This window comes from Mesorhizobium sp. M0001, from assembly GCF_040324255.1.
Lineage (GTDB): Bacteria > Pseudomonadota > Alphaproteobacteria > Rhizobiales > Rhizobiaceae > Mesorhizobium.
The window spans coordinates 78,198-97,114 of sequence record NZ_JAMYVS010000002.1; the positions used below are offsets into that span (position 1 = coordinate 78,198).

The 18,917-nt window shown below is 63.8% G+C and carries 21 protein-coding genes and 1 riboswitch; of the genes, 11 read left to right on the plus strand and 10 right to left on the minus strand.

Annotated features, from left to right (window positions below; all coding sequences use genetic code 11):
* Positions 1-4 precede the first annotated feature (4 nt).
* The 3 genes from NKK50_RS05360 to rpmB all read right to left on the minus strand — a co-directional run bounded on the left by NKK50_RS05360 (position 5) and on the right by rpmB (position 1,819).
* The gene (locus tag NKK50_RS05360) at positions 5-676 is read right to left on the minus strand and encodes a polyamine aminopropyltransferase (RefSeq protein WP_023694049.1); all 672 of its coding nucleotides are present in this window, start codon (positions 674-676) and stop codon (positions 5-7) included.
* A gap of 3 nt (positions 677-679) precedes the next feature.
* Positions 680-1,360 carry a queuosine precursor transporter gene (locus tag NKK50_RS05365; RefSeq protein WP_023745804.1) on the minus strand — a complete coding sequence of 227 codons (681 nt, stop codon included), beginning with the start codon at positions 1,358-1,360 and terminating at the stop codon, positions 680-682.
* Positions 1,361-1,522: 162 nt separating this feature from the next.
* Complete coding sequence (gene rpmB, locus NKK50_RS05370; RefSeq protein ID WP_023670682.1) at positions 1,523-1,819, minus strand: 50S ribosomal protein L28; 297 nt, start codon at positions 1,817-1,819, stop codon at positions 1,523-1,525.
* A gap of 260 nt (positions 1,820-2,079) precedes the next feature.
* Here rpmB and NKK50_RS05375 point away from each other — a divergent pair, with 260 nt between their 5' ends.
* Genes NKK50_RS05375 through NKK50_RS05385 form a run of 3 tightly spaced genes read left to right on the plus strand, consistent with a single transcriptional unit; the run spans position 2,080 to position 4,484 of the window.
* Complete coding sequence (locus tag NKK50_RS05375; RefSeq protein ID WP_023745805.1) at positions 2,080-2,880, plus strand: DUF3108 domain-containing protein; 801 nt, start codon at positions 2,080-2,082, stop codon at positions 2,878-2,880.
* Between the two features lie 45 nt (positions 2,881-2,925).
* The gene (gene yddG, locus NKK50_RS05380) at positions 2,926-3,813 is read left to right on the plus strand and encodes an aromatic amino acid exporter YddG (RefSeq protein ID WP_023745806.1); all 888 of its coding nucleotides are present in this window, start codon (positions 2,926-2,928) and stop codon (positions 3,811-3,813) included.
* Positions 3,810-4,484 (plus strand): lysoplasmalogenase family protein, encoded by a 675-nt coding sequence (locus NKK50_RS05385; RefSeq protein WP_352500403.1) that lies wholly within the window; start codon positions 3,810-3,812, stop codon positions 4,482-4,484. Before yddG ends, NKK50_RS05385 begins: the two co-directional genes overlap by 4 nt.
* Here the strand turns inward: NKK50_RS05385 and NKK50_RS05390 are convergent.
* Both NKK50_RS05390 and gloB read right to left on the minus strand, forming a co-directional pair.
* Complete coding sequence (locus NKK50_RS05390; RefSeq protein ID WP_023699114.1) at positions 4,481-4,912, minus strand: cupin domain-containing protein; 432 nt, start codon at positions 4,910-4,912, stop codon at positions 4,481-4,483. The genes NKK50_RS05385 and NKK50_RS05390 overlap by 4 nt on opposite strands.
* Before the next feature lie 20 nt (positions 4,913-4,932).
* Positions 4,933-5,700 (minus strand): hydroxyacylglutathione hydrolase, encoded by a 768-nt coding sequence (gene gloB / locus NKK50_RS05395; RefSeq protein ID WP_023745809.1) that lies wholly within the window; start codon positions 5,698-5,700, stop codon positions 4,933-4,935.
* Positions 5,701-5,818: 118 nt separating this feature from the next.
* On the opposite strand from gloB, the gene NKK50_RS05400 reads away from it, so the two are divergent.
* The 3 genes from NKK50_RS05400 to NKK50_RS05410 all read left to right on the plus strand — a co-directional run bounded on the left by NKK50_RS05400 (position 5,819) and on the right by NKK50_RS05410 (position 9,411).
* A complete protein-coding gene (locus tag NKK50_RS05400) occupies positions 5,819-6,601 on the plus strand; it encodes a class I SAM-dependent methyltransferase (protein ID WP_023670688.1) in 783 nt (260 codons plus the stop codon).
* A gap of 137 nt (positions 6,602-6,738) precedes the next feature.
* Positions 6,739-8,559 (plus strand): ABC transporter ATP-binding protein/permease, encoded by a 1,821-nt coding sequence (locus NKK50_RS05405; protein ID WP_352543161.1) that lies wholly within the window; start codon positions 6,739-6,741, stop codon positions 8,557-8,559.
* Between the two features lie 63 nt (positions 8,560-8,622).
* The gene (locus tag NKK50_RS05410) at positions 8,623-9,411 is read left to right on the plus strand and encodes a DUF1194 domain-containing protein (protein WP_023833385.1); all 789 of its coding nucleotides are present in this window, start codon (positions 8,623-8,625) and stop codon (positions 9,409-9,411) included.
* A gap of 51 nt (positions 9,412-9,462) precedes the next feature.
* On the opposite strand, the gene NKK50_RS05415 is transcribed toward NKK50_RS05410, so the two are convergent.
* Positions 9,463-10,398: a glycosyltransferase family 2 protein gene (locus NKK50_RS05415; protein WP_023673297.1), complete on the minus strand. Its 936-nt coding sequence runs from the start codon at positions 10,396-10,398 to the stop codon at positions 9,463-9,465.
* Between the two features lie 248 nt (positions 10,399-10,646).
* Between NKK50_RS05415 and NKK50_RS05420 the strand changes: the two genes are divergently transcribed.
* Positions 10,647-10,967, plus strand: coding sequence for a DUF1330 domain-containing protein (locus NKK50_RS05420; protein ID WP_352543162.1), 321 nt, complete (start codon positions 10,647-10,649; stop codon positions 10,965-10,967).
* 7 nt (positions 10,968-10,974) lie between these two features.
* Here NKK50_RS05420 and metW read toward each other — a convergent pair whose 3' ends face one another.
* Positions 10,975-11,589 carry a methionine biosynthesis protein MetW gene (metW, locus tag NKK50_RS05425; protein ID WP_023685353.1) on the minus strand — a complete coding sequence of 205 codons (615 nt, stop codon included), beginning with the start codon at positions 11,587-11,589 and terminating at the stop codon, positions 10,975-10,977.
* Positions 11,586-12,755, minus strand: coding sequence for a homoserine O-acetyltransferase MetX (gene metX / locus NKK50_RS05430; protein ID WP_023685352.1), 1,170 nt, complete (start codon positions 12,753-12,755; stop codon positions 11,586-11,588). The genes metW and metX overlap by 4 nt, the downstream gene beginning before the upstream one ends.
* A gap of 60 nt (positions 12,756-12,815) precedes the next feature.
* A riboswitch (SAM riboswitch) is annotated at positions 12,816-12,893 on the minus strand.
* 125 nt (positions 12,894-13,018) lie between these two features.
* On the opposite strand from metX, the gene hisC reads away from it, so the two are divergent.
* Together hisC and NKK50_RS05440 are read left to right on the plus strand one after the other, a co-directional pair.
* Positions 13,019-14,128: a histidinol-phosphate transaminase gene (hisC, locus tag NKK50_RS05435; RefSeq protein ID WP_023731077.1), complete on the plus strand. Its 1,110-nt coding sequence runs from the start codon at positions 13,019-13,021 to the stop codon at positions 14,126-14,128.
* A gap of 4 nt (positions 14,129-14,132) precedes the next feature.
* On the plus strand, positions 14,133-15,068 hold the full coding sequence (locus tag NKK50_RS05440; protein WP_023731076.1) for a prephenate/arogenate dehydrogenase family protein: 936 nt from the start codon (positions 14,133-14,135) through the stop codon (positions 15,066-15,068).
* 7 nt (positions 15,069-15,075) lie between these two features.
* Here the strand turns inward: NKK50_RS05440 and NKK50_RS05445 are convergent, their stop codons facing one another.
* Positions 15,076-15,999, minus strand: coding sequence for a sugar kinase (locus NKK50_RS05445; protein WP_352543163.1), 924 nt, complete (start codon positions 15,997-15,999; stop codon positions 15,076-15,078).
* A 124-nt stretch (positions 16,000-16,123) separates the two neighbouring features.
* A complete protein-coding gene (locus NKK50_RS05450) occupies positions 16,124-17,122 on the minus strand; it encodes a DUF2125 domain-containing protein (RefSeq protein WP_352543164.1) in 999 nt (332 codons plus the stop codon).
* A 124-nt stretch (positions 17,123-17,246) separates the two neighbouring features.
* On the opposite strand from NKK50_RS05450, the gene NKK50_RS05455 reads away from it, so the two are divergent.
* Both NKK50_RS05455 and NKK50_RS05460 read left to right on the plus strand, forming a co-directional pair.
* Positions 17,247-17,780, plus strand: coding sequence for a gamma-glutamylcyclotransferase (locus NKK50_RS05455; RefSeq protein WP_023673305.1), 534 nt, complete (start codon positions 17,247-17,249; stop codon positions 17,778-17,780).
* A 164-nt stretch (positions 17,781-17,944) separates the two neighbouring features.
* The gene (locus tag NKK50_RS05460; protein WP_352543165.1) at positions 17,945-18,892 is read left to right on the plus strand and encodes an aldo/keto reductase; all 948 of its coding nucleotides are present in this window, start codon (positions 17,945-17,947) and stop codon (positions 18,890-18,892) included.
* Positions 18,893-18,917: the final 25 nt, after the last annotated feature.

An 18,917-nucleotide genomic window follows, 5' to 3' on the forward strand; every position in this document is an offset into this window, starting at 1 on the left:
AGCCCTAAGGCTTGGTGGCGATCCAGATGACGTGGCGCGCGCCGCGCTTGCCATTGGCGCGCGTCTTCACCTCGTCCACGACAAAGCCCGCCTGCTTGAGCCTAAGTGTGAAGCCGGCATCGGGGCCTTGCGACCAAACAGCCAGCACGCCCCCGGGCCTGAGCGCTGCACGCGCCGCGCCGAGGCCGGCAGCGCCATAGAGGGCGTCGTTGCCCTTGTAGACGATGCCTTCGGGGCCATTGTCGACATCGAGCAGGATGGCGTCCCAGGCTGCCTTGTCGGATCTTATGATGTGCCCGACGTCGGCTTCGCGAACCGTCACACGGGGATCGTCGAGACAGCCGGCGAAGACCGCCTCCATGGGGCCGCGCGCCCAGGCGATGACGGCGGGGACAAGCTCGGCAACCGTGATGCCTGCGTCGGCGCCCATTTGGGCAAGCGCAGCGCGCAGCGTAAAACCCATGCCGAGGCCGCCGATCAGGATTTTCGGTTGGGCGCGGCCGCCGATCTTTTCACAGGAGAGCTTGGCCAGCGCTTCCTCGGAGCCGCTGAGGCGGCTGTTCATCAGCTCATTGGTGCCGAGCATGATCGAGAATTCGCTGCCGCGCTGCTTGAGGCGCAGTTCCTGTCCGCCGTCAGGCGTTTTGGCCGAGCCGAGCTGGACCCAAGGGATCACGGCCTAGACAGCCACGGTCGGCTGGCTCCAGTGGGCGGCGAGCAGCCGGTAGGGGATCAGGGCCACAACAGCGATGATCAGCTTCACCGAAAGGTCGCCCAGCGCCCAGGAGACCCAGCGCATGGTCTCGACCGGCAGCACGCCCATCAGCGGCGCCGTCTCCAGCGCAAAACTGTCGTTCGGGCCGGCAAAAGCGAAGGCGGCCGAAAAGGCGATGCTGAAGAACACCAGGGTGTCGAACACCGAGCCGACCAGCGTGCCGACGATCGGCGCGCGCCACCAGCTCTGCCGGCGCAACCGGTTGAAGACGGTGACGTCGAGCAATTGCGCGCAAAGAAAGGCCGCGCCGGAAGCTGCGGCGATGCGCACCAGCCGGTCGGCTGATGTCTCGAACTCGATCAGGCCGTGGCGAAACAGGAAGGGCGGGACGAGGATCGAGCAGACCACAGCGATCATGAAGCCGACAAGGACGATGCGGCGCGCCACGGTCGGCCCGTAGCGGCGGTTGGCAAGGTCGGTGACCAGGAAGGAGAAGGGATAGGTGAAGGCGCCCCAGGTCAGGATGTCGCCCAGCGACAGACCGCCGGCCTGGCCCTGCATCGGGAACTGCACGAGGATGTTCGATGCCACGACGACAAGCGCCATGGCGGCCACAAAGGGCAGATATCGCGAGAAGGAAGTCATTTTTTTATCCTGGGTAATGGAACCAGCCAGGCGCTAGCCGAAGTTCGGGTCGCGCTGCCTTGCAAGTTTTGAGCATCGGATTGCTCCGATGCTGCTGCCTTAGAAGTTTTGAGCATCGGATTGCTCCGATGCTCAGGGCGGTCGTCCCCCGCCTTGATATCGTTAAGCGGCGGGCTGGTCGGCCAGCTTCTTGGCGATCTGCTTCTTCAACAGGCGCGCGCGCTGCGACAATTCCTTGGCGTCGGCCTTGGCCAGGAAGGCGTCGAGGCCGCCGCGATGCTCGACCGAACGCAGCGCGTTGGCCGAAATGCGCAGGCGCACATTCTGGTTCAGCGCTTCCGAAATCAGCGTCACATTGACGAGGTTCGGCAGGAAGCGGCGCTTGGTCTTGTTGTTGGCGTGGCTCACATTGTTGCCGGTCTGGACTGCCTTGGCAGTGAGTTCGCAGGTGCGGGACATGGTTCTAACCTTCAGTTCTGTCTAAGCCTGCCAAACCTTGTTCGCCCGCGCCGGGTGGCGCGCGGTTTCAGTCAGGCGGCCTTATGGAAAAGTTGGCGTTCCATAGTTGCATTTCGCCAATGCGTCAAGCTCCGGCTTACCCACGACTGTGACGAGCGTTTCACATAAAGGCCGGAATTCAGCCTATAAGCGGTCGGACAGGGACATCTCAAGCCGGAGTCGCCCGCCTCCAGTTAAAAAAATCAAGGACCGAGCCCGCCATGCTTCGCCCGTCACATGCCGTTGTCGCCATATTTGTCGCCGCCTTGCCAACATCAACCCTTGCCGCCGCGCCCGCAGCCACCGCACAGTCCTTCAAGGGCGAATACACGGTGTCGTTCCTCGGTCTTTCCGTGGCCAAGGCGACATTTTCCAGCCACTACGAAGGCGATAGCTATTCCATAGACGGCACCGTCTCCAGCGCGGGTCTCGCCACCTTGTTCGACGACACGAGCGGCACGATCTCGTCAAAGGGCAAGATCCTGGGCAAGCAGATGCAGCCGCAGGTATTTCGCGCCGATTATAAGTCCGGCAAGAAGGCTTCCATGGTCGATATCCGCTTTGCCAATGGCGCGGTGACCGCCACCCAGGTCATTCCCGAGCCGAAAAAGCGCAATCCCAAAAACTGGATACCGCTGGGCAGCAACGATCTGGCATCGGTGCTCGATCCGATGGCGGCTACCGTCATCCATGCTGACAGCCTCGACCAGGTCTGTGGGCGCAAGGTGAAATTCTATGACGGCGAGATGCGCGCCGACCTGACGCTGACCTACGCCTCGAAAGGATCGATCTCGGTCAAGGGCTACAAGGGCGACACCGTTACCTGCAAGATGAGCTTCGAGCCGGTGGCAGGCTACCGCAAGGGCCGCAAGGCGCTGAATTACCTGAAGAAGAAGAGCCAGATGATGGTGACGTTTGCACCGCTCGGCCAAACCGGCATATATGCGCCGATCCACGCCACGGTCGGGACGCAGATCGGCACCTTGACTGTCAGCGCGGGGCGGTTCGAAGCAACTGAATAGATGCGCCTACCCGAATAGAAATGGGGCGCGTCGCCGGAGACGGGCATGGGGCGCGCAACACTGATCGGTTTCTCGGCGGTCGCCATGTGGGCGCTGCTGGCGTTGCTCACCGATGCGTCGGGCGCCGTGCCGCCATTCTTGCTCTCGGCCATCACCTTCACCATCGGCACCGCGGTCGGGCTGGTTGCCCGGCTGTTCATGCCGGCGACCGATAAAAGCCTGAAGATCCCACGCCAGGTCTGGGTGATCGGCATTGCCGGACTGTTCGGCTACCATTTCTTCTATTTCACCGCGCTGCGCAACGCGCCGGCGGTGGAGGCAAGCCTGATCGCCTATCTGTGGCCGCTGCTGATCGTGCTGGGATCAGCGCTGATGCCGGGCGAGAAGCTGGCCTGGAACCATGTCGTCGGCGCGCTGCTCGGGCTCGCCGGGACCGTGCTGATCGTCACCAAGGGTGGCGGCCTCGCCTTCGATGCTCGCTACACCTTCGGCTATGCGATGGCGGCCGTCTGTGCGCTGCTGTGGTCGTCCTATTCGCTGCTGTCCCGGCGCTTTCCGGCGGTGCCGACCTCGATCGTCACCTGGTTCTGCGCCGCCACGGCAGCCCTGTCCCTCATCTGCCATCTTCTGCTGGAAAAGACGGTGCTGCCCGATGGCCCCGGCCAGTGGCTGGCGGTGGTTGGTTTGGGGTTGATGCCGGTGGGTGCCGCCTTCTACGCCTGGGATATCGGCGTCAAACGAGGCAACATCCAGGTGCTCGGCGCGGCAAGCTATGCGGCGCCACTGCTGTCGACATTGGTGCTGATCGCGGCGGGCGTTGCCGAGCCGTCGCTGCGTATCCTGGCGGCCTGCGTGCTGATCACCGGCGGCGCGGCGCTGGCGGCGAAATCGTTGTTCCTGCGCAAGGCGGCAATGGGTGGGGCAAGCGCATGACCATGCCGTTTGCCGGCGGCATCGACGCCAACGCCAATGCAACATTGATTTTTTCGCTGGTGGCGGCAGTGATCTACGCCTTCACCCTGGATATGCGGCCGACGCTGGCCCGCTCGGCGGCAAAGACGCTGGCCGTGGCCATGCTTGCGGCACTCGCCTTCATGCAAGGTGGGCCGCTGTTACTCGTCGTCGCACTGCTGCTCAGCGGCGTCGGCGATGCCTTCCTGTCGCGTGACGGCGAAAAGGCCTTCCTCGGCGGGCTGGCCAGCTTCCTTGCGGCGCATGTCCTCTATGTGCCGCTCTTCCTGCGCGGCGGCGGCGGGCTGGATGTGCTCAGCACCGAGACATGGCGCGGCGCCATCGCGCTTGCCATGGCGGCCTTCGCAGTCGTCATGCTGGCGGCGCTCTGGCGCCGTGTCAGTCCCGGCCTGCGGGTGCCGATCGCCGTCTATATCGCGGCCATTCTGGCGATGGGCATCTCGGCGTTGACGCTCGACAATCCGTGGGTCATCGGCGGCGCTGTTATGTTCATGGCATCGGACGGGCTGCTTGCCGCGGAGAAATTCCTGGTTCCGGCAATAGCACCCTATCGCGCCGGCATCCGTTATGCGGTCTGGGTGCTGTACTACGCCGCCCAGCTCTGCATAACTCTTGGTTTTCTTCTGGCCTAAGGCTGCCAGCCCGGCTCGGCCATTTCAAACGCGGCGAAGTCGAAGCCCGGCGCCACGGTGCAGCCGACCAACGTCCATTCGCCGAGGCTGCGCGCCGATTGCCACCAGCCGGCCGGCACGACGATCTGCGGCCGCTCGCCCGCCGCAAGCTCAATGCCGAGCACCTGCTCGATCACCTGGTTAAGCATTGGACTACCTTCCTCGCACATCGACAGCGCCAGCGGCGCTCCGGCATGGAAGTGCCAGACCTCGGCCGCGTCCTTGACCCGGTGCCAGGCCGAAATCTGGTCCTGTTCAAGGAGGAAATAGATCGCCGTCGAATGGCCACGCGCGCCACCGGCGCCGTCGCGAAAGGTCTCGGCATACCAGCCGCCTTCCGGATGCGGCTTGAGGCCAAGCATGGCGATGATTTCAGCGGCGCTGGTCATGGCTGATCCCGGAACGATGCTCAGAAATTGTCCTTGCGCTTGCGGATTTCCGCGAACACTTCGGCGTCGGAGGCCTCCTCCATACGGAGATGCTTGCGGATCGCCGGGTCGTGCCAGCGCAGGAACGGATTGGTCGACAATTCCTCGCCGATCGTGGTCGGCAGCGTCGCCTTGTTGTCGGCGCGCAGGGTCTCGATCTTGGCGGCGCGTTCTTTCAGCGCCGAATTGGTCGGGTCGACGGTCAACGCAAAGCGGGCGTTCGAAAGCGTGTACTCATGGCCGCAATAGATGACCGTGTCCGCCGGGAGTGCGGCGAGCTTCTTCAGCGACTCATACATCACCGGCGGCTTGCATTCGAACAGCCGGCCGCAGCCGAGCGCGAACAAAGTGTCGGCGGTGAACGCCACTTTCGAGGCCGGAAAATGATAGGAGACATGGCCCGCAGTGTGGCCGGGCGTGGCGATGACATCGATCCGCTCGCCGCCGAGATGGACGACCGAGCCTTGCCCGACGGTCTCGTCGATGCCGGGGATCTTTTCCTTTTCAGCCTCCGGTCCGACGATGCGCAGCTTGAAGCGCTCCTTCAGCGCCAGATTGGCCTCGACATGGTCGACATGGTGGTGGGTGGTCAGGATCATCGTCGGCTTCCAGCCGGTACGCTCGATCGCGGCAATGATCGGCGCTTCTTCGGGCGCGTCGATAATGGCGGTCTCGCCGCTTTTCGGGTCATGCACCAGCACGCCGAAATTGTCGCTGCGGCACATGAACTGTTCGATTTCGACGGGCATTGGCATCTCTCCATCTGTTGGCGCAGACATAGGGCGCTTGGCCGCCGATGTCACTCTAGCTTTGCAGAACGTGCCGGCTTTGTTGAACTTGGGCGGCATCGCAGCTACCGTCCCGCGCATGCATTCCGATATCGTCGATCTCCGCTCCTTCTATTCGACCACGCTCGGCCGCCTGGCTGAACGCTCGATCACCATGGCGCTGTCCTCAATATGGGCAACAGTGCCCAATGAGCGGCTGGTCGGGCTCGGCTATACCTTGCCGTGGCTGGAGCGGTTCGGCACCGATGCCGAGCGGGTGTTTGCCTTCATGCCTGCTACGCAAGGCGCCGTCGTCTGGCCGGCGAACGGGCCGACGGCTACGGCGCTGGTCTTCGACGAGGAACTGCCGCTGGTCGATTCCTGCATCGACCGCATGCTGCTCGTGCATTCGCTCGAACATGTCGAAAACCCGCGCGAGACGCTGAACGAGATCTGGCGGGTGCTGTCGCCGGCAGGGCGCGTCGTCATCGTCGTGCCCAACCGGCGCGGTGTCTGGGCGCGGTTCGAGCACACGCCGTTCGGCAATGGCCGGCCGTTCTCGCGCGGCCAGCTGACAGAATTGCTGCGCGAGGCGAATTTCACACCGGCTTCCTGGTCCGACGCGCTGTTCTTCCCGCCATCGCCGCGGCGCTTCATGATGCGGTTCCACAATGTGCTGGAGCGCGCCGGCCGGCGGTTCTGGCCGATCTTTTCCGGCGTCATCGTGGTCGAGGCGCAGAAGCGGCTCTATCAGGGCGTGCCGGTCGCGCAGCGCGCCTCGCGCCGTGTCTTCGTGCCGGTACTGTCACCGCACGGTGCGACGCGGCTTGGCCGCCGGGCGGAAGGGGTGACATCGACGACGCGTCAGGTGACACCTTCGTGATCATCATGAAAACTGGTGTTGCGTGGGTTTTTCCCACCTATCTGTCGCAGATGCATTCGCGGTCCGTTTGAGCGGCGGATGCCTTCAAGTCTCTCCATCTGGTTTCAGCAACGCTTCTGAACGCAAGGACCTCGTGCATGGCTGATCAACCGGACAAGTCCGCCACCGTTCAGCCGGTAACCGTCGAAGCCAGCAGCCTGCGCGATCAGGTAGCGACGATCAAACGGGCGCTGATAGGCTCACCGGTGCGCAAGTGGCTGGTCTGGACGTCGGTCGGCATTATGGCGGTCATCGTCGCGACGTCGATCGGCCAGGTTCTGCTCAACCGCTGGAACCAGCCTTTCTACGATGCGCTGGCGCGTCGCGACATGGCGGCCTTCCTGCATCAGCTGATGATCTTTGCCGTGATTGCCGGCACGCTGCTGCTGCTCAACATCGCTCAGACCTGGCTCAACCAGATGATCCGGCTGAAGCTGCGCGAGGCGCTGACGCTCGACCTGATCGACCAATGGATGCGGCCGGCGCGGGCCTTCCGGCTCGCCAATGCCGGCGCCATCGGCGTCAATCCCGACCAGCGCATGCAGCAGGATGCCGCGCATCTGTCCGATCTGTCGACGGACCTCGGCGTCGGCCTGCTGCAATCCTTCATCCTGCTGGTGTCGTTCGTCGGCGTGCTTTGGCAACTCTCGTCGGGCTTCGTCTTCCACATCAACGGCTGGTCGCTGGCGATACCGGGCTACATGGTCTGGGCCGCGTTCCTCTATGCCGGCATCGCCTCCTGGCTGAGCTGGCTGGTCGGGCGGCCGCTGATCCGCCTCAACAGCGACCGCTACACCCGCGAGGCCGAGCTGCGCTCCTCGATGGTGCGCGTCAACGAGAATGTCGACGCCATCGCGCTCTATCACGGCGAAGCCGATGCCAAGAGACGGCTCGAAATCGACCTTGGCACGGTGCTGGGCGCGATGCGAAACATCTACAAAGCGCAGATCAACCTGTCCTGGGTGACCGATACCTATGGCTGGATCACCGTGGTGGCGCCGATCCTTGTGGCATCGCCGGTCTATTTTTCAGGCGATATCAGCTTTGGCGGGTTGATGATGGCGGTCGGCGCCTTCAACCAGGTGCACTCGTCGCTGCGCTGGTTCATCAACAATATCGGCGGCATCGCCGACTGGCGCGCCACGCTGATGCGCGTTGCCGACTTCCGCATTGCGCTCGATGAAACCGATGCGTTGCACGACAAGGAAAAGCGCATCGAATTCGGCGATAACGCCAATGGCAGCCTGACCTTCGAGAAGCTCCAAGTGGCCTCGCCGGAGGGCTGCACCAAACTTTCAGACAGCCATGTCGAGATCCATCCCGGTGAGCGCGTCATGATCACCGGCGACCCAGGCGCCGGCAAGACATTGTTCTTCCGCGCCATTGCCGGCCTTTGGCCCTGGGGCAGCGGGCGGATCGGCTTGCCGGCCGGAGAAACGCCGATTTTCGTGCCGCGTGTTCCGTATTTTCCTGCCGGCACGTTACGCGAAGTGCTGCATCCGAATGGCTCGGCGCCGGCTGGCGATGCTGATTTTGGGGCGGTGCTGGCCGAGGTCGGCCTCGAGCGGCTGTCATCCTCGCTCGACCGTTCCGCACGCTGGGAGCGTGAACTCAACGATGACGAACAGCGCTCGCTGGCCTTCGCCAGGCTCGCCTTGCGGCAGCCGAAATGGGTGATCATCGACGAAGCGATGGACGCGTTCGATGGTCCTTCGCTGCGAAGGGTGCTGTCCATGCTGGAGAAACGCCTGCCGGAAACCGCGATCCTCAACATCGGGCGCGGACTGCACAATGATCATTTCTTTCCACGCGCATTGAACATCGTGAAGGATACGGGTGCTGCGCCACTGAAACCCGCCCGAGTCAGGACCGGCGCCATCGACCCGCCGCCGAAAGCGGCCGTGCGGCGAAAGAAGTAGAAGGGGCTTTATTTCGCCGCGATCGCGGCGAAGATCACGGATCGAAATATCGGTGGTGCGGCCATGCTCGACGCGTTCAGTCTGTTAGCTTGCCTTGCCTGCACCACGCCCGTGGCTGCCCCGGCCGTTGCCGTGGATGTCGAACTGGTGCTGGCCGTCGACATCTCACAGTCGATGGACGAGAGGGAGTTCGCGCTGCAGCTCGCTGGCTATGTCGAGGCCCTCAGGCATCCCGATTTCATCAAGGCCGTGCGCTCGGGAACCACCGGGCGCATCGCGCTTGCCTATTTCGAATGGGCGGGCGTCGTGCGCGAGGATGGCGTCATCGCCTGGCAGGTGATCGACAGCGCAGAGAGCGCCAACGCCTTCGCCGACAGAATAGAAGCGCGGCCGTTCCGCAGCTTTCGCGGCACCTCGATTTCCGGTGCGCTTGCCTTCGGCGCCGGGCTGTTCGAGGGCACGGGGTTCGATGCGCCACGCAGCGTCATCGACATTTCCGGCGACGGTCCCAACAACACCGGGCTGCCCGTCGCCACGACACGCGATGCGGCGGTGGCCAAGGGCATCGTCATCAACGGCCTGCCGATCCTGATCAGCCCGTCGCCGACCTTCAGCCATCTCGACCAGTATTATGACGACTGCGTCACCGGTGGGCCCGGCTCCTTCGTGTTGCCGATCTATGCGGCCTCGGAATTCGCCACCGCCATACGCCGCAAGCTGATCCTGGAGGTGAGCGGCATCGCCGATGCGACCGTGGTCCCGATCGATGCCGCCGCACCCATGGACTGCCTGCAGGGCGAACGCGACCGGCGGCTATATTCCGACCCATATCTGCCGGAACTCGACAAATGAGGTTTGAGGCAGTTCGGAGGGGAAAGCCGCTGCGCGGCTTGTCGGCAAACTTCAGGCCGGTCGTGCACCGTATTTGTCGCGAAATTCGGCATAGAGATCGCGGCGCCAGCGCCGGCCGCCGACATAGCCACGCAACAGCTGCGGCAGCGAATAGCCAAGCGCCTTCGACGACCGGTTGGCCATATAGCCGGAGAACGCCTGCGAAACCCTGCCCTTGAGTGCATCGGCGATGAGCTGCCGGGCGATCATGTAAGGCGGAATGTAGGGGTAGCGGTCGGCGATATAGGGGTGCTTGTCGATCAAGCTCGCATAGGCTTCGACATAGCCGTCCCGGCGACCGGAGATCGAATTCTCCGAGTTGTACTTTTTCCAGTCGATCACTTCGGACAGCTGCGCGCCGCTGCGACGGGCAAAGCGCAGCAACAATTCGCGATCCTGCATGCGCGTGACGTCACTATCGTAGCCGCCGATGGCCAGCAGCGACTCGCGCCGGGCGGTGATTGCCGACCCGGCAATGAAGATGGTCTGCGCGACAAGGGCCCGCTCCAGCGAGTCGCGGCTCAGCAGCGCCTCGCGGTTGACGCAGTTGGTGCGGCGATTGCCCTTCAGCGACACGAAGGAACTGATCAGCACTTCGAGCGAGGGATTGTTGTCGAACTGCTCCAGCGTCCGCGCCAGGCGATCCGGCAAATAGACGTCGTCGGAATCGAGGAATGTCACCACCGGCGCCTGCGCCCGCTCTATGCCGGCATTGCGGGCGGCATTGGCGCCGCGCCATTTCGAGCCAACATAGATCAGCCGTGGATCGCGGATTTCGGCAAGTGCGGCTGCCGTACCGTCGGTCGAGCCGTCATCGACGACAATGTGTTCGAACCGGGGAAAATTCTGCGCCAGCACGCTCTCCACGGCGCGCACCACCTTGCTGCGGCGATTGTGCGTCGGTGTGATCACCGAGATCAGCGGAGCGAGGTCGGTTGCCTTGGACATGTTGCTTCGATTGTGCCCCGAAATGCCTGGAGGCCGGAGGTTTTGATGGTCGCCGTCCAAGCCTTACCCCGGGATGGCATTCGATTCGACGCTACAAAAAACCAGCGGCAATGTCATCACAAACTGTTGAGCCAGGACGCCGGTAAGCCGGCCGATTACCCCAGACGTAATCGACCGATGGCCATCATGTCTGCAGATTGCGCCAACGAAGCCGGTCGTCGGGCTTCGATCTCACAGGGAGTTCAGCCATGGCCGCCTACGCCGTCGCCCATATGCGTCAAGTCACAATGGGCCCGCAGATTGTCGAGTATCTGCAGAGGATCGACGCCACATTGGAGCCGTTCGGCGGCCGCTTCCTTGTCCACGGCGGCGACATGGACGTGGTCGAAAACGAATGGCCCGGGCACCTGATCGTCATCGAGTTTCCGGACAGGGCGCATGCGTGGGGCTGGTACGATTCATCAGCCTATCGCGAGATTCTGGCCTTGCGCACCGACAACTCCCACGCCGATGTGATCATCGCCGATGGCGTTCAGCACCCGCACAAGGCGACGGACGTGCTGAAATAGGGGCAAACTACCGCTTCAGCAAGAACACCGCTTGCTGGCCGAAGAAATTCCAGAACCACCATGGCATCGACAGGCCGATCTTCTGGCCGTTGCCGTCGAGCGCGGTGGCTTTCTCGACCGAGGCGCCGAGTTCCTCGACCAGATTGACGAAGTCGCGGATGGTGCAGAAATGGATGTTGGGCGTGTCGTACCAGGAATAGGGCAGGTCCGCGGTCACCGGCATCCGGCCCTTGACGAACAGCGACAGCCGCACCCGCCAGTGGCCGAAATTGGGGAAGGAGACGATGGCGCGGTTGCCGATTCGCAGCAGCTCGTCGAGCACCAGCTTCGGGTTGCGGGTCGCCTGCAGCGTCTGTGACAGGACGACGAAGTCAAAACCCTTGTCCGGATAGAATTCGAGGTCGGTGTCGGCATCGCCCTGGATGACCGAGAGGCCGCGCGCCACGCATTCATTGACGCCTCGCTGTGACAGCTCCAGCCCGCGGCCGTCGACCTGCTTGGTCTCCTGCAGGAGTTCGAGCAGCAGGCCGTCGCCGGAGCCGACATCGAGCACCCGCGACTGCGGCGGTATCAGGTTGGCCACGACTTCGAGGTCGACGCGCTGGCTGCCATTGACGCTCATGAGGCGAGCCCCCTTGCGCGGGCCGCCGAGCCGATGAAGCCCTTGATGGCGGCAAACAGTTCGGGTTCATCGAGCAGGAAGGCATCATGGCCGCGGTCGGTGTCGATCTCGACGAAGGAGACGGAGGCGCCGGCGGCGTTGAGCGCATGCACGATCGAGCGGCTCTCCTCGGTCGGGAACAACCAGTCCGAGGTGAAGGACACCAGGCAGAAGCGGGTCTTGGTCCCGGCAAAGGCATCGGCCAACCGGCCGCCATGGTCGGCGGCGAGGTCGAAATAATCCATCGAACGGGTCATGTAGAGGTAGGAGTTGGCGTCGAAGCGGTCGACGAATGTCATGCCCTGGTGGCGCAGATAGCTTTCGATCTGGAAGTCGGCGTCGAAACCGAAGGTCAGCGCTTCGCGGTCCTGCAGATTGCGGCCGAATTTCCGATGCAGGGCGGCTTCCGACAGATAGGTGATGTGGGCGGCCATGCGCGCCACGGCGAGCCCCTTTTCCGGGCGCTTGCCGTGCTCGAAATATTTGCCGCCATGCCAGTCCGGATCGGCCATGACGGCCTGCCGGCCGACCTCGTGGAAGGCGATGTTCTGCGAGGAATGGCGTGCGCCTGTGGCGATCGGCAGGGCCGAGAAGACGCGCTCGGAATAGCACGATGCCCATTCCAGCACCTGCATGCCGCCCATCGAGCCGCCGAGCACGCAAAACAGCTTTTCGATGCCGAAATGGTCGACCAGCATCAATTGCGCCCGCACCATGTCGCGGATGGTGATGATTGGCAGGTCGAGGCCGTAGGGCTTGCCGGTGGCGGGATTGGTCGAGGCCGGACCGGTGGAGCCGAGGCACCCGCCGATGACGTTGGAGCAGATGACGAAGAAGCGGTTGGTGTCGATGATCTTGCCGGGACCGATCAGCACTTCCCACCAGCCGGGCTTGCCGGTCACCGGATTGGTGCTGGCGACATGCTGGTCGCCGGTCAGCGCGTGGCAGACCAGGATGGCGTTGGTGCGGGCATCGTTGAGGGCGCCATATGTCTGGTAGGCGATCTGGAACGGCGACAAAAGCGTGCCGGCGTCGAGCTTCAGCGGCTTGTCAGGGCCAAAACGCAACACCGGGCTCGACGGGTTGTCGGCCTCGTTGTTGGTTTTTGTAGCGCGGAGCGCGGCCATGTGACTCTCCTTGCCCGCCGTCAGGCAATAAAAAACCGGCAATGCGATCGCAAAGCCGGTTACGTCACGCAAACGGCCCTTTAGCGAGTTGTTTAACGTGGCTGCAAGCCGACCGGCCAAATCACCACGGAACTGTTGCGTTCTTCTAGAACTCGTGCGGCCCGGCGTCAACGGCCAGCTATGCCCGCCTCTCGACATTCGCGGCTACGGCTTGTATTTCCGCTGCGGCCTCCGGACGGAGGCGTTCTCAACGGGTTTGCGACATGGACAAGACAGCGGACAAGGCACGGCCGACGCCCCGCGCGGGCATTATGGACATCGACGCCTATGTGCCGGGCAAGAGCACGGCACCTGCCGGCGTCGCCAAGGTCCATAAATTGTCGTCGAACGAGAACCCGCTCGGCCCGTCGCCGAAGGCGATCGAGGCCGCGCGCGAAGTGGCCAGCAAGCTTGATGTCTATCCCGACGGCACCGCCCGCCGGCTGCGCGAGGCGATCGCCGAGGTGCACGGCCTCAACCCGGCAAACATCATCTGCTCCAACGGTTCCGACGAGATACTTGGCCTGCTGGCGCAGACCTATCTTGCGCCAGGCGATGAGGCGATTTTTACCGAACATGCCTTCATGGTCTACAAGATCTACATTCAGTCGGCGGGGGCCAAGCCGGTTGCTGTGAAGGAAACCGAGGAGCGCGCCGACGTCGACGCGATCCTGGCCGCGGTGACGCCGCGGACCAAAATCATCTTCCTCGCCAATCCCAACAACCCGACCGGCACCTATCTGCCGTTCCAGGAGGTCCGCCGCCTGCATTCCGCGCTCCCGGGCAACGTGCTTCTGGTGCTGGACGCGGCCTATGCCGAGTACGTCAGGCGCAATGACTATGAGGCAGGTATCGAGCTGGCGGGCAGCGCGCAGAATGTGGTCATGACCCGCACCTTCTCCAAGCTCGGCCTTGGCGGCGCGCGCATCGGCTGGATGTATGGCCCACTGCACATCGTCGATGCCATCAACCGTGTTCGCGGCCCTTTCAACGTTAACGCAACAGCGATCGAGGCCGGCATTGCCGCCATCCGCGACCGCGCCCATGTCGAGCGCAGTTCGTTGCACAACGAGACCTGGCTTACCTGGTTGAATGAAGAACTGACGAAGCTTGGGCTGCGCGTGACGCCCAGCGTCGGCAATTTCGTCCTCATCCACTTTCCCGACGACAAGAAGCATTCGGCTGAGGCGGCGGACGACTACCTCACCCAGCGCGGCTATATATTGCGGCGCGTTACCGGCTATGGCTTTCCCAATGCGCTGCGCATGAGCGTCGGCACCGAAGAAGCCAATCGCGGCGTCATCGATGCCCTCACGACATTCCTGAAAAGCTGAAACAATGACTTCACCGATGTTTGAAAAGATCGCGCTGGTCGGCATCGGCCTGATTGGCTCGTCGCTGGCCCGCATCATCCGCCGCGAGGGCCTGGCCCGCCATGTCGCCATCGCGACGCGCAGCCCGACCACGCTGGCACGGGCGAAGGAGCTCGGTCTTGGCGAGAGCTACACCACCGACGCCAGGGAAGCGGTCCGCAATGCCGACCTGATCATCGTCTCGGTGCCAGTGGGATCGTCGGGCGAGGTGGCGCAAGAGATCGCGCCGGCGCTGAAAAAGGGCGCCATCCTCACCGATGTCGGTTCGACCAAGGCCTCGGTCATTGCGCAAATGCAGCCCTATGTGCCGGACGGCGTGCACTTTATTCCGGGGCACCCGCTGGCAGGTACGGAGAAATCGGGCCCGGATGCGGGTTTCGCCGAGCTGTTCGAAAACCGCTGGTGCATCTTCACGCCCCTGCCGGGAACCGATCCGGCCGCGCTGGAAAAGCTGTCGGAATTCTGGCGGCGCTGCGGCTCCAACATCGACACGATGGACCCGCAGCATCATGACATGACGCTGGCCATCGTTTCGCATCTTCCGCACATCATTGCCTACAACATCGTCGGCACGGCCGACGATCTGGAATCGGTGACCAAGTCGGAAGTGATCAAATATTCGGCTTCCGGTTTCCGCGACTTCACCCGTCTGGCCGCCTCCGACCCGACCATGTGGCGCGACGTGTGCCTGCACAACAAGGATGCCATCCTGGAAATGCTGGCGCGCTTTTCGGAGGACCTCGCCTCGCTGCAGCGGGCGATCCGCTGGGGCGACGGCGACAAGCTGTTCGACCTGTTCACCCGCACCCGGGCCGTTCGCCGTTCGATCATCGAGGCCGGCCAGGATATCGACGTGCCGGATTTCGGCCGGCAGGCGGTCGAGCACCCGGTGAAAAGTTAAATCTGTTTCAGACGGGCCAGGTCGCCGCGACCATGGCCATTGCCTCGTCCCTGTTTGGCGCCCCCAGCCGGCCGCCGAAGCGCTGGCATTTGAGCGCGGCCGCCGCACTGGCAAAGCGCAACGCCTGCTCGATCGGCATGGTTTCCGCCAACGCGACAGCAAAGGCGCCGTGGAAAACGTCGCCGGCGGCCAGCGTGTCGACCGCCTTGATCTTCGGCGCCGCGATGTGGCGCACGCATCCGGCGGACCGGTCATGCCACCAGCTTCCCGCGGCGCCGCCGGTCACCGCGACAAAGGCGTCTGTGCGGCTGGCGAGGTCGGCGCAGGCGGTTTCGGGATCCAGCGCGTGGCCGCAGACAATGCGTGCAGCCGTCTCCGAAGCGACGATGTGCGACGCCAGCGGCAACAGATGCTCCAGCACCTCCAGCGGCGCCGTGTCGGCGTCGAGGATTGCCGGGCAACCGGCGTCGCGCGCGGCGGTCAAGGCAAGAGCGGCGGCGCCCGGCCAGCGCACATCGACCAGCACGGCATCGAAGCCGGAAAGATCGGCGACAGGCACCGCCTCGGGGTCGGCCTGCGCCTTTGGGTCGTAGAAGGGCACGATGATGCGCTCGCCATGAGCGTCGACCAGGATCGCGGCCAGCGCCGAGCGGGCGCCTTCGACGCGGCGGACAAAGCCGCAATCGACGCCCTCGGCCTCGATGCCGGCCAGCAATTGGTCGCCGACGGCATCGTCACCTGCACTTGCCCACAGGAACACCTCGGCGCCGAGACGGCGGGCGGCGCAGGCAGCACTTGTCGCCATGCCCGAGGCGATCTGGATGCCGTTCGAGGCGATGAACTTGCCCTGATGCGTGGGCAGGGTTTCGACGCGCAGGATGGTATCCAGCGTCAGCGCGCCAACGCTCAGCAGTTTCACCGGTCGGTTCATGCGTCGGCTTGCTCGAGCATGATCTCTCCCCAAAAGCCGTTGCCGCTCTTTGCGATCATGCTCTATCTCTTTGTTTTAACGCAATTCCGGACGGAAAACTGCTCACACTTTTCCTGGAATTGCTCTAATCGAGCGGCTTGATCTTGCCCAGCGGAATGAAGCCGAGCGAGACCTTGCCCTTCACCACCTTGAGCGGCATCGACGGTTCGTTGCCGAGCAGCGCCAGACCGGCAAAGCCTTGCTCGATCTGGCTCTTCTGCTCGGGGATTGCGGTGGCGAGGATTGCCGCCACGGCTTTGGGATCCTGCAGCTTGATCGTCAGGTCGGCATTGACCTGGCCGTTGGCGTCGACCGACACCGGGCCGGAGACGGTGATGCGCGCGGTTCCCGACGACAGATCGAGCTTGTGGATGCCGACCGCCTGGCCGCGCAGGCTCCTGGCCTGCGTCTTCATCAGCGCGACGCCGTTCTTCAGCGTCGCGTCGCCGCTGCCGTCGAGCGGCGGCAGCACGCGCCCGCCGATCGCGTCGGCGTTGATCTCAAGATCGGTGAAGCTGCCGAAGTAGCCGATGTCCTGGCCGTCGGGTCGCAACTCGCCCGCCGCGGTTCCGGCGCTGAACAGTGAAACCGGGTCGGTGTCGTCGGCCGGATCGGTCTGGCCGGACAAGCTCTCGGCCTGCAGCGAAATGCTGCGTGGCAAGGGCCAGGAGAGCTTGGCATTGGCCTGCAGATTGTCCCAATCGATCCATAGCGGCGCCATCCCGGGCACCGAGGTCCGCAGTGGCCCACGCAACTCGGCGGCAGGCGACAAAGGCCGGATGAGTTCTGCAACGAAGTTGAAGCTGCCTGCCGAGGCGGCAACGTTCCTGGCGTCGTCCTCGTAAGCCAGATTGTCACAGGAGATGGCAAAACGCAGGGGGTAGCCGCTGACGGTGAGGTTGGCGCAGCCGGCCTCGATGCCTTTGTCCTTGAGCGAGGCCACCGCCTTGTCGGCTTCGCTGCTGACGCGACCGGCGACATAGAACCAGACCGCGCTGTAGGCGCCGAACAGCATAACGACCAAGGCAGCGAGCCACATCAGCCGGTGGCGAAACTTCGACGGACGCTCGTCACTGGACGTCATGCTGCGGCTTTCATTAACGCGGGCGTGTTGCGGGTGGACTGTGGCTTACGCAACAAGCAAAAAGAACAGAAGAGCACCGATTCCGATGCGGCGGCGTCACTCTCGTGCAATCAGGCTTGGCGATATGGGCGATTTTTGGGTTTTTGGCTACGGCTCGCTGATCTGGCGGCCGGGATTTGCGCATGTGGAGACCCGCCGCGCGCGGCTTTACGGCTACCGCCGGTCGCTGTGCGTCTATTCCTTCGTGCATCGCGGCACGCGCCAGCGGCCGGGCCTGGTGCTAGGCCTCGACCGTGGCGGCTCCTGCATCGGGCTGGCCTTTCGCGTGCCCGGCGAGCTGCGCGATGAGGTGCTGACCTATCTGCGCGAGCGCGAATTGGTGACCAGCGTCTACCTCGAGCGTGTGCTCGATATCAGCCTCGACGGGAATGGGGCGGCTGCGGGAGAGAGAGTGAAAGCGGTCGCCTATATCGTCGACCGCCAGCATGAGCAGTATGCCGGCGGGCTCGACCCCGCGCATGCGGCAGGTGTTATCCGTGGCGCCGTCGGCCAGTCCGGAAACAACGAGGACTATGTGCTCAACACGCTGCAGCATCTCGCGGCGCTGGGTATCAGCGACCACTGGCTGGAAGAGGTGGCGAAGCGGATCGCCTCGTGAGCCAGTAGACCACGGCGAGCCTGCAGGCGAAGCGCTCGCGCCTTTGTGAAGCGCTGGCCCGCTGGAAAAATTGGCTGAGGCCTTTGACCTCGGCGCGGCGAGACCTAGCTTAGCTGCGGCCCGAAGCATTCGGGTCGCCCGCCGCCAGCCCACGGAGCCCCGTCTTGCAAAAACGCCGTCTCGGTCAAACCGACCTTTCCATCGCGCCGCTGGTCCTGGGCGGCAATGTCTTCGGCTGGACCGCGGACGAGAAGACCTCCTTCGACCTGCTCGACCGGTTCGGCGGCGCCGGCCTCAACGCTATCGATACGGCCGATGCCTATTCGCGCTGGGTGCCCGGCCACGCGGGCGGCGAGTCCGAGACCATCATCGGCAAATGGATGAAAAGCCGCGGCAACCGTGACAAGATCATCGTCATCACCAAAGTCGGCTCGGATATGGGACAAGGCAAGAAGGATCTGTCCGCTGCCCATATCGAAAGGGCAGTCGAGGCGTCGCTCAAGCGACTGCAGACCGACGTGATCGACCTTTATCTCTCGCATTGGCCGGACCCGACAACCCCTTATGAGGAGACGCTCGGCGCCTACCAGAAGCTGCTCGCTGCCGGCAAGGTCCGCCATATCGGCGCCTCGAATCTTGACGCCGGCCAGCTGCGCGCCGCGCTCGATGTTGCCAGCCTGCGCGGGCTGCCGCGCTACAGCGTGCTGCAGCCGGAATACAATCTCTACGACCGCTCATCCTTCGACGGGCCGCTGCATGATCTGTGCGTGGCCGAGGATATCGGCGTCATCACCTATTTCAGTCTCGCCAAGGGGTTTTTGAGCGGCAAATACCGTAGCGAGGCCGATCTCGGCAAAAGTGAACGCGGCGGCGGCGTGAAGGCTTATCTCAATGCGCGCGGCATGCGCATTCTGGCCGCACTCGACACTGTGGCGGCGCGCCATTCGGCCAAGCAGGCGGAAGTAGCACTCGCCTGGGTGATGGCGCAGCCCGGCATCACCGCGCCGATCGCCAGCGCCACGACGCTGGACCAGGTCGACAGCCTGGTGCGCGCCGCATCGCTGAAGCTCAGCGCGGAGGATATCGTGGCGCTGGACAAGGCCAGCGCCTAGCCGCGCAGGTTCGGCACGATCGTTC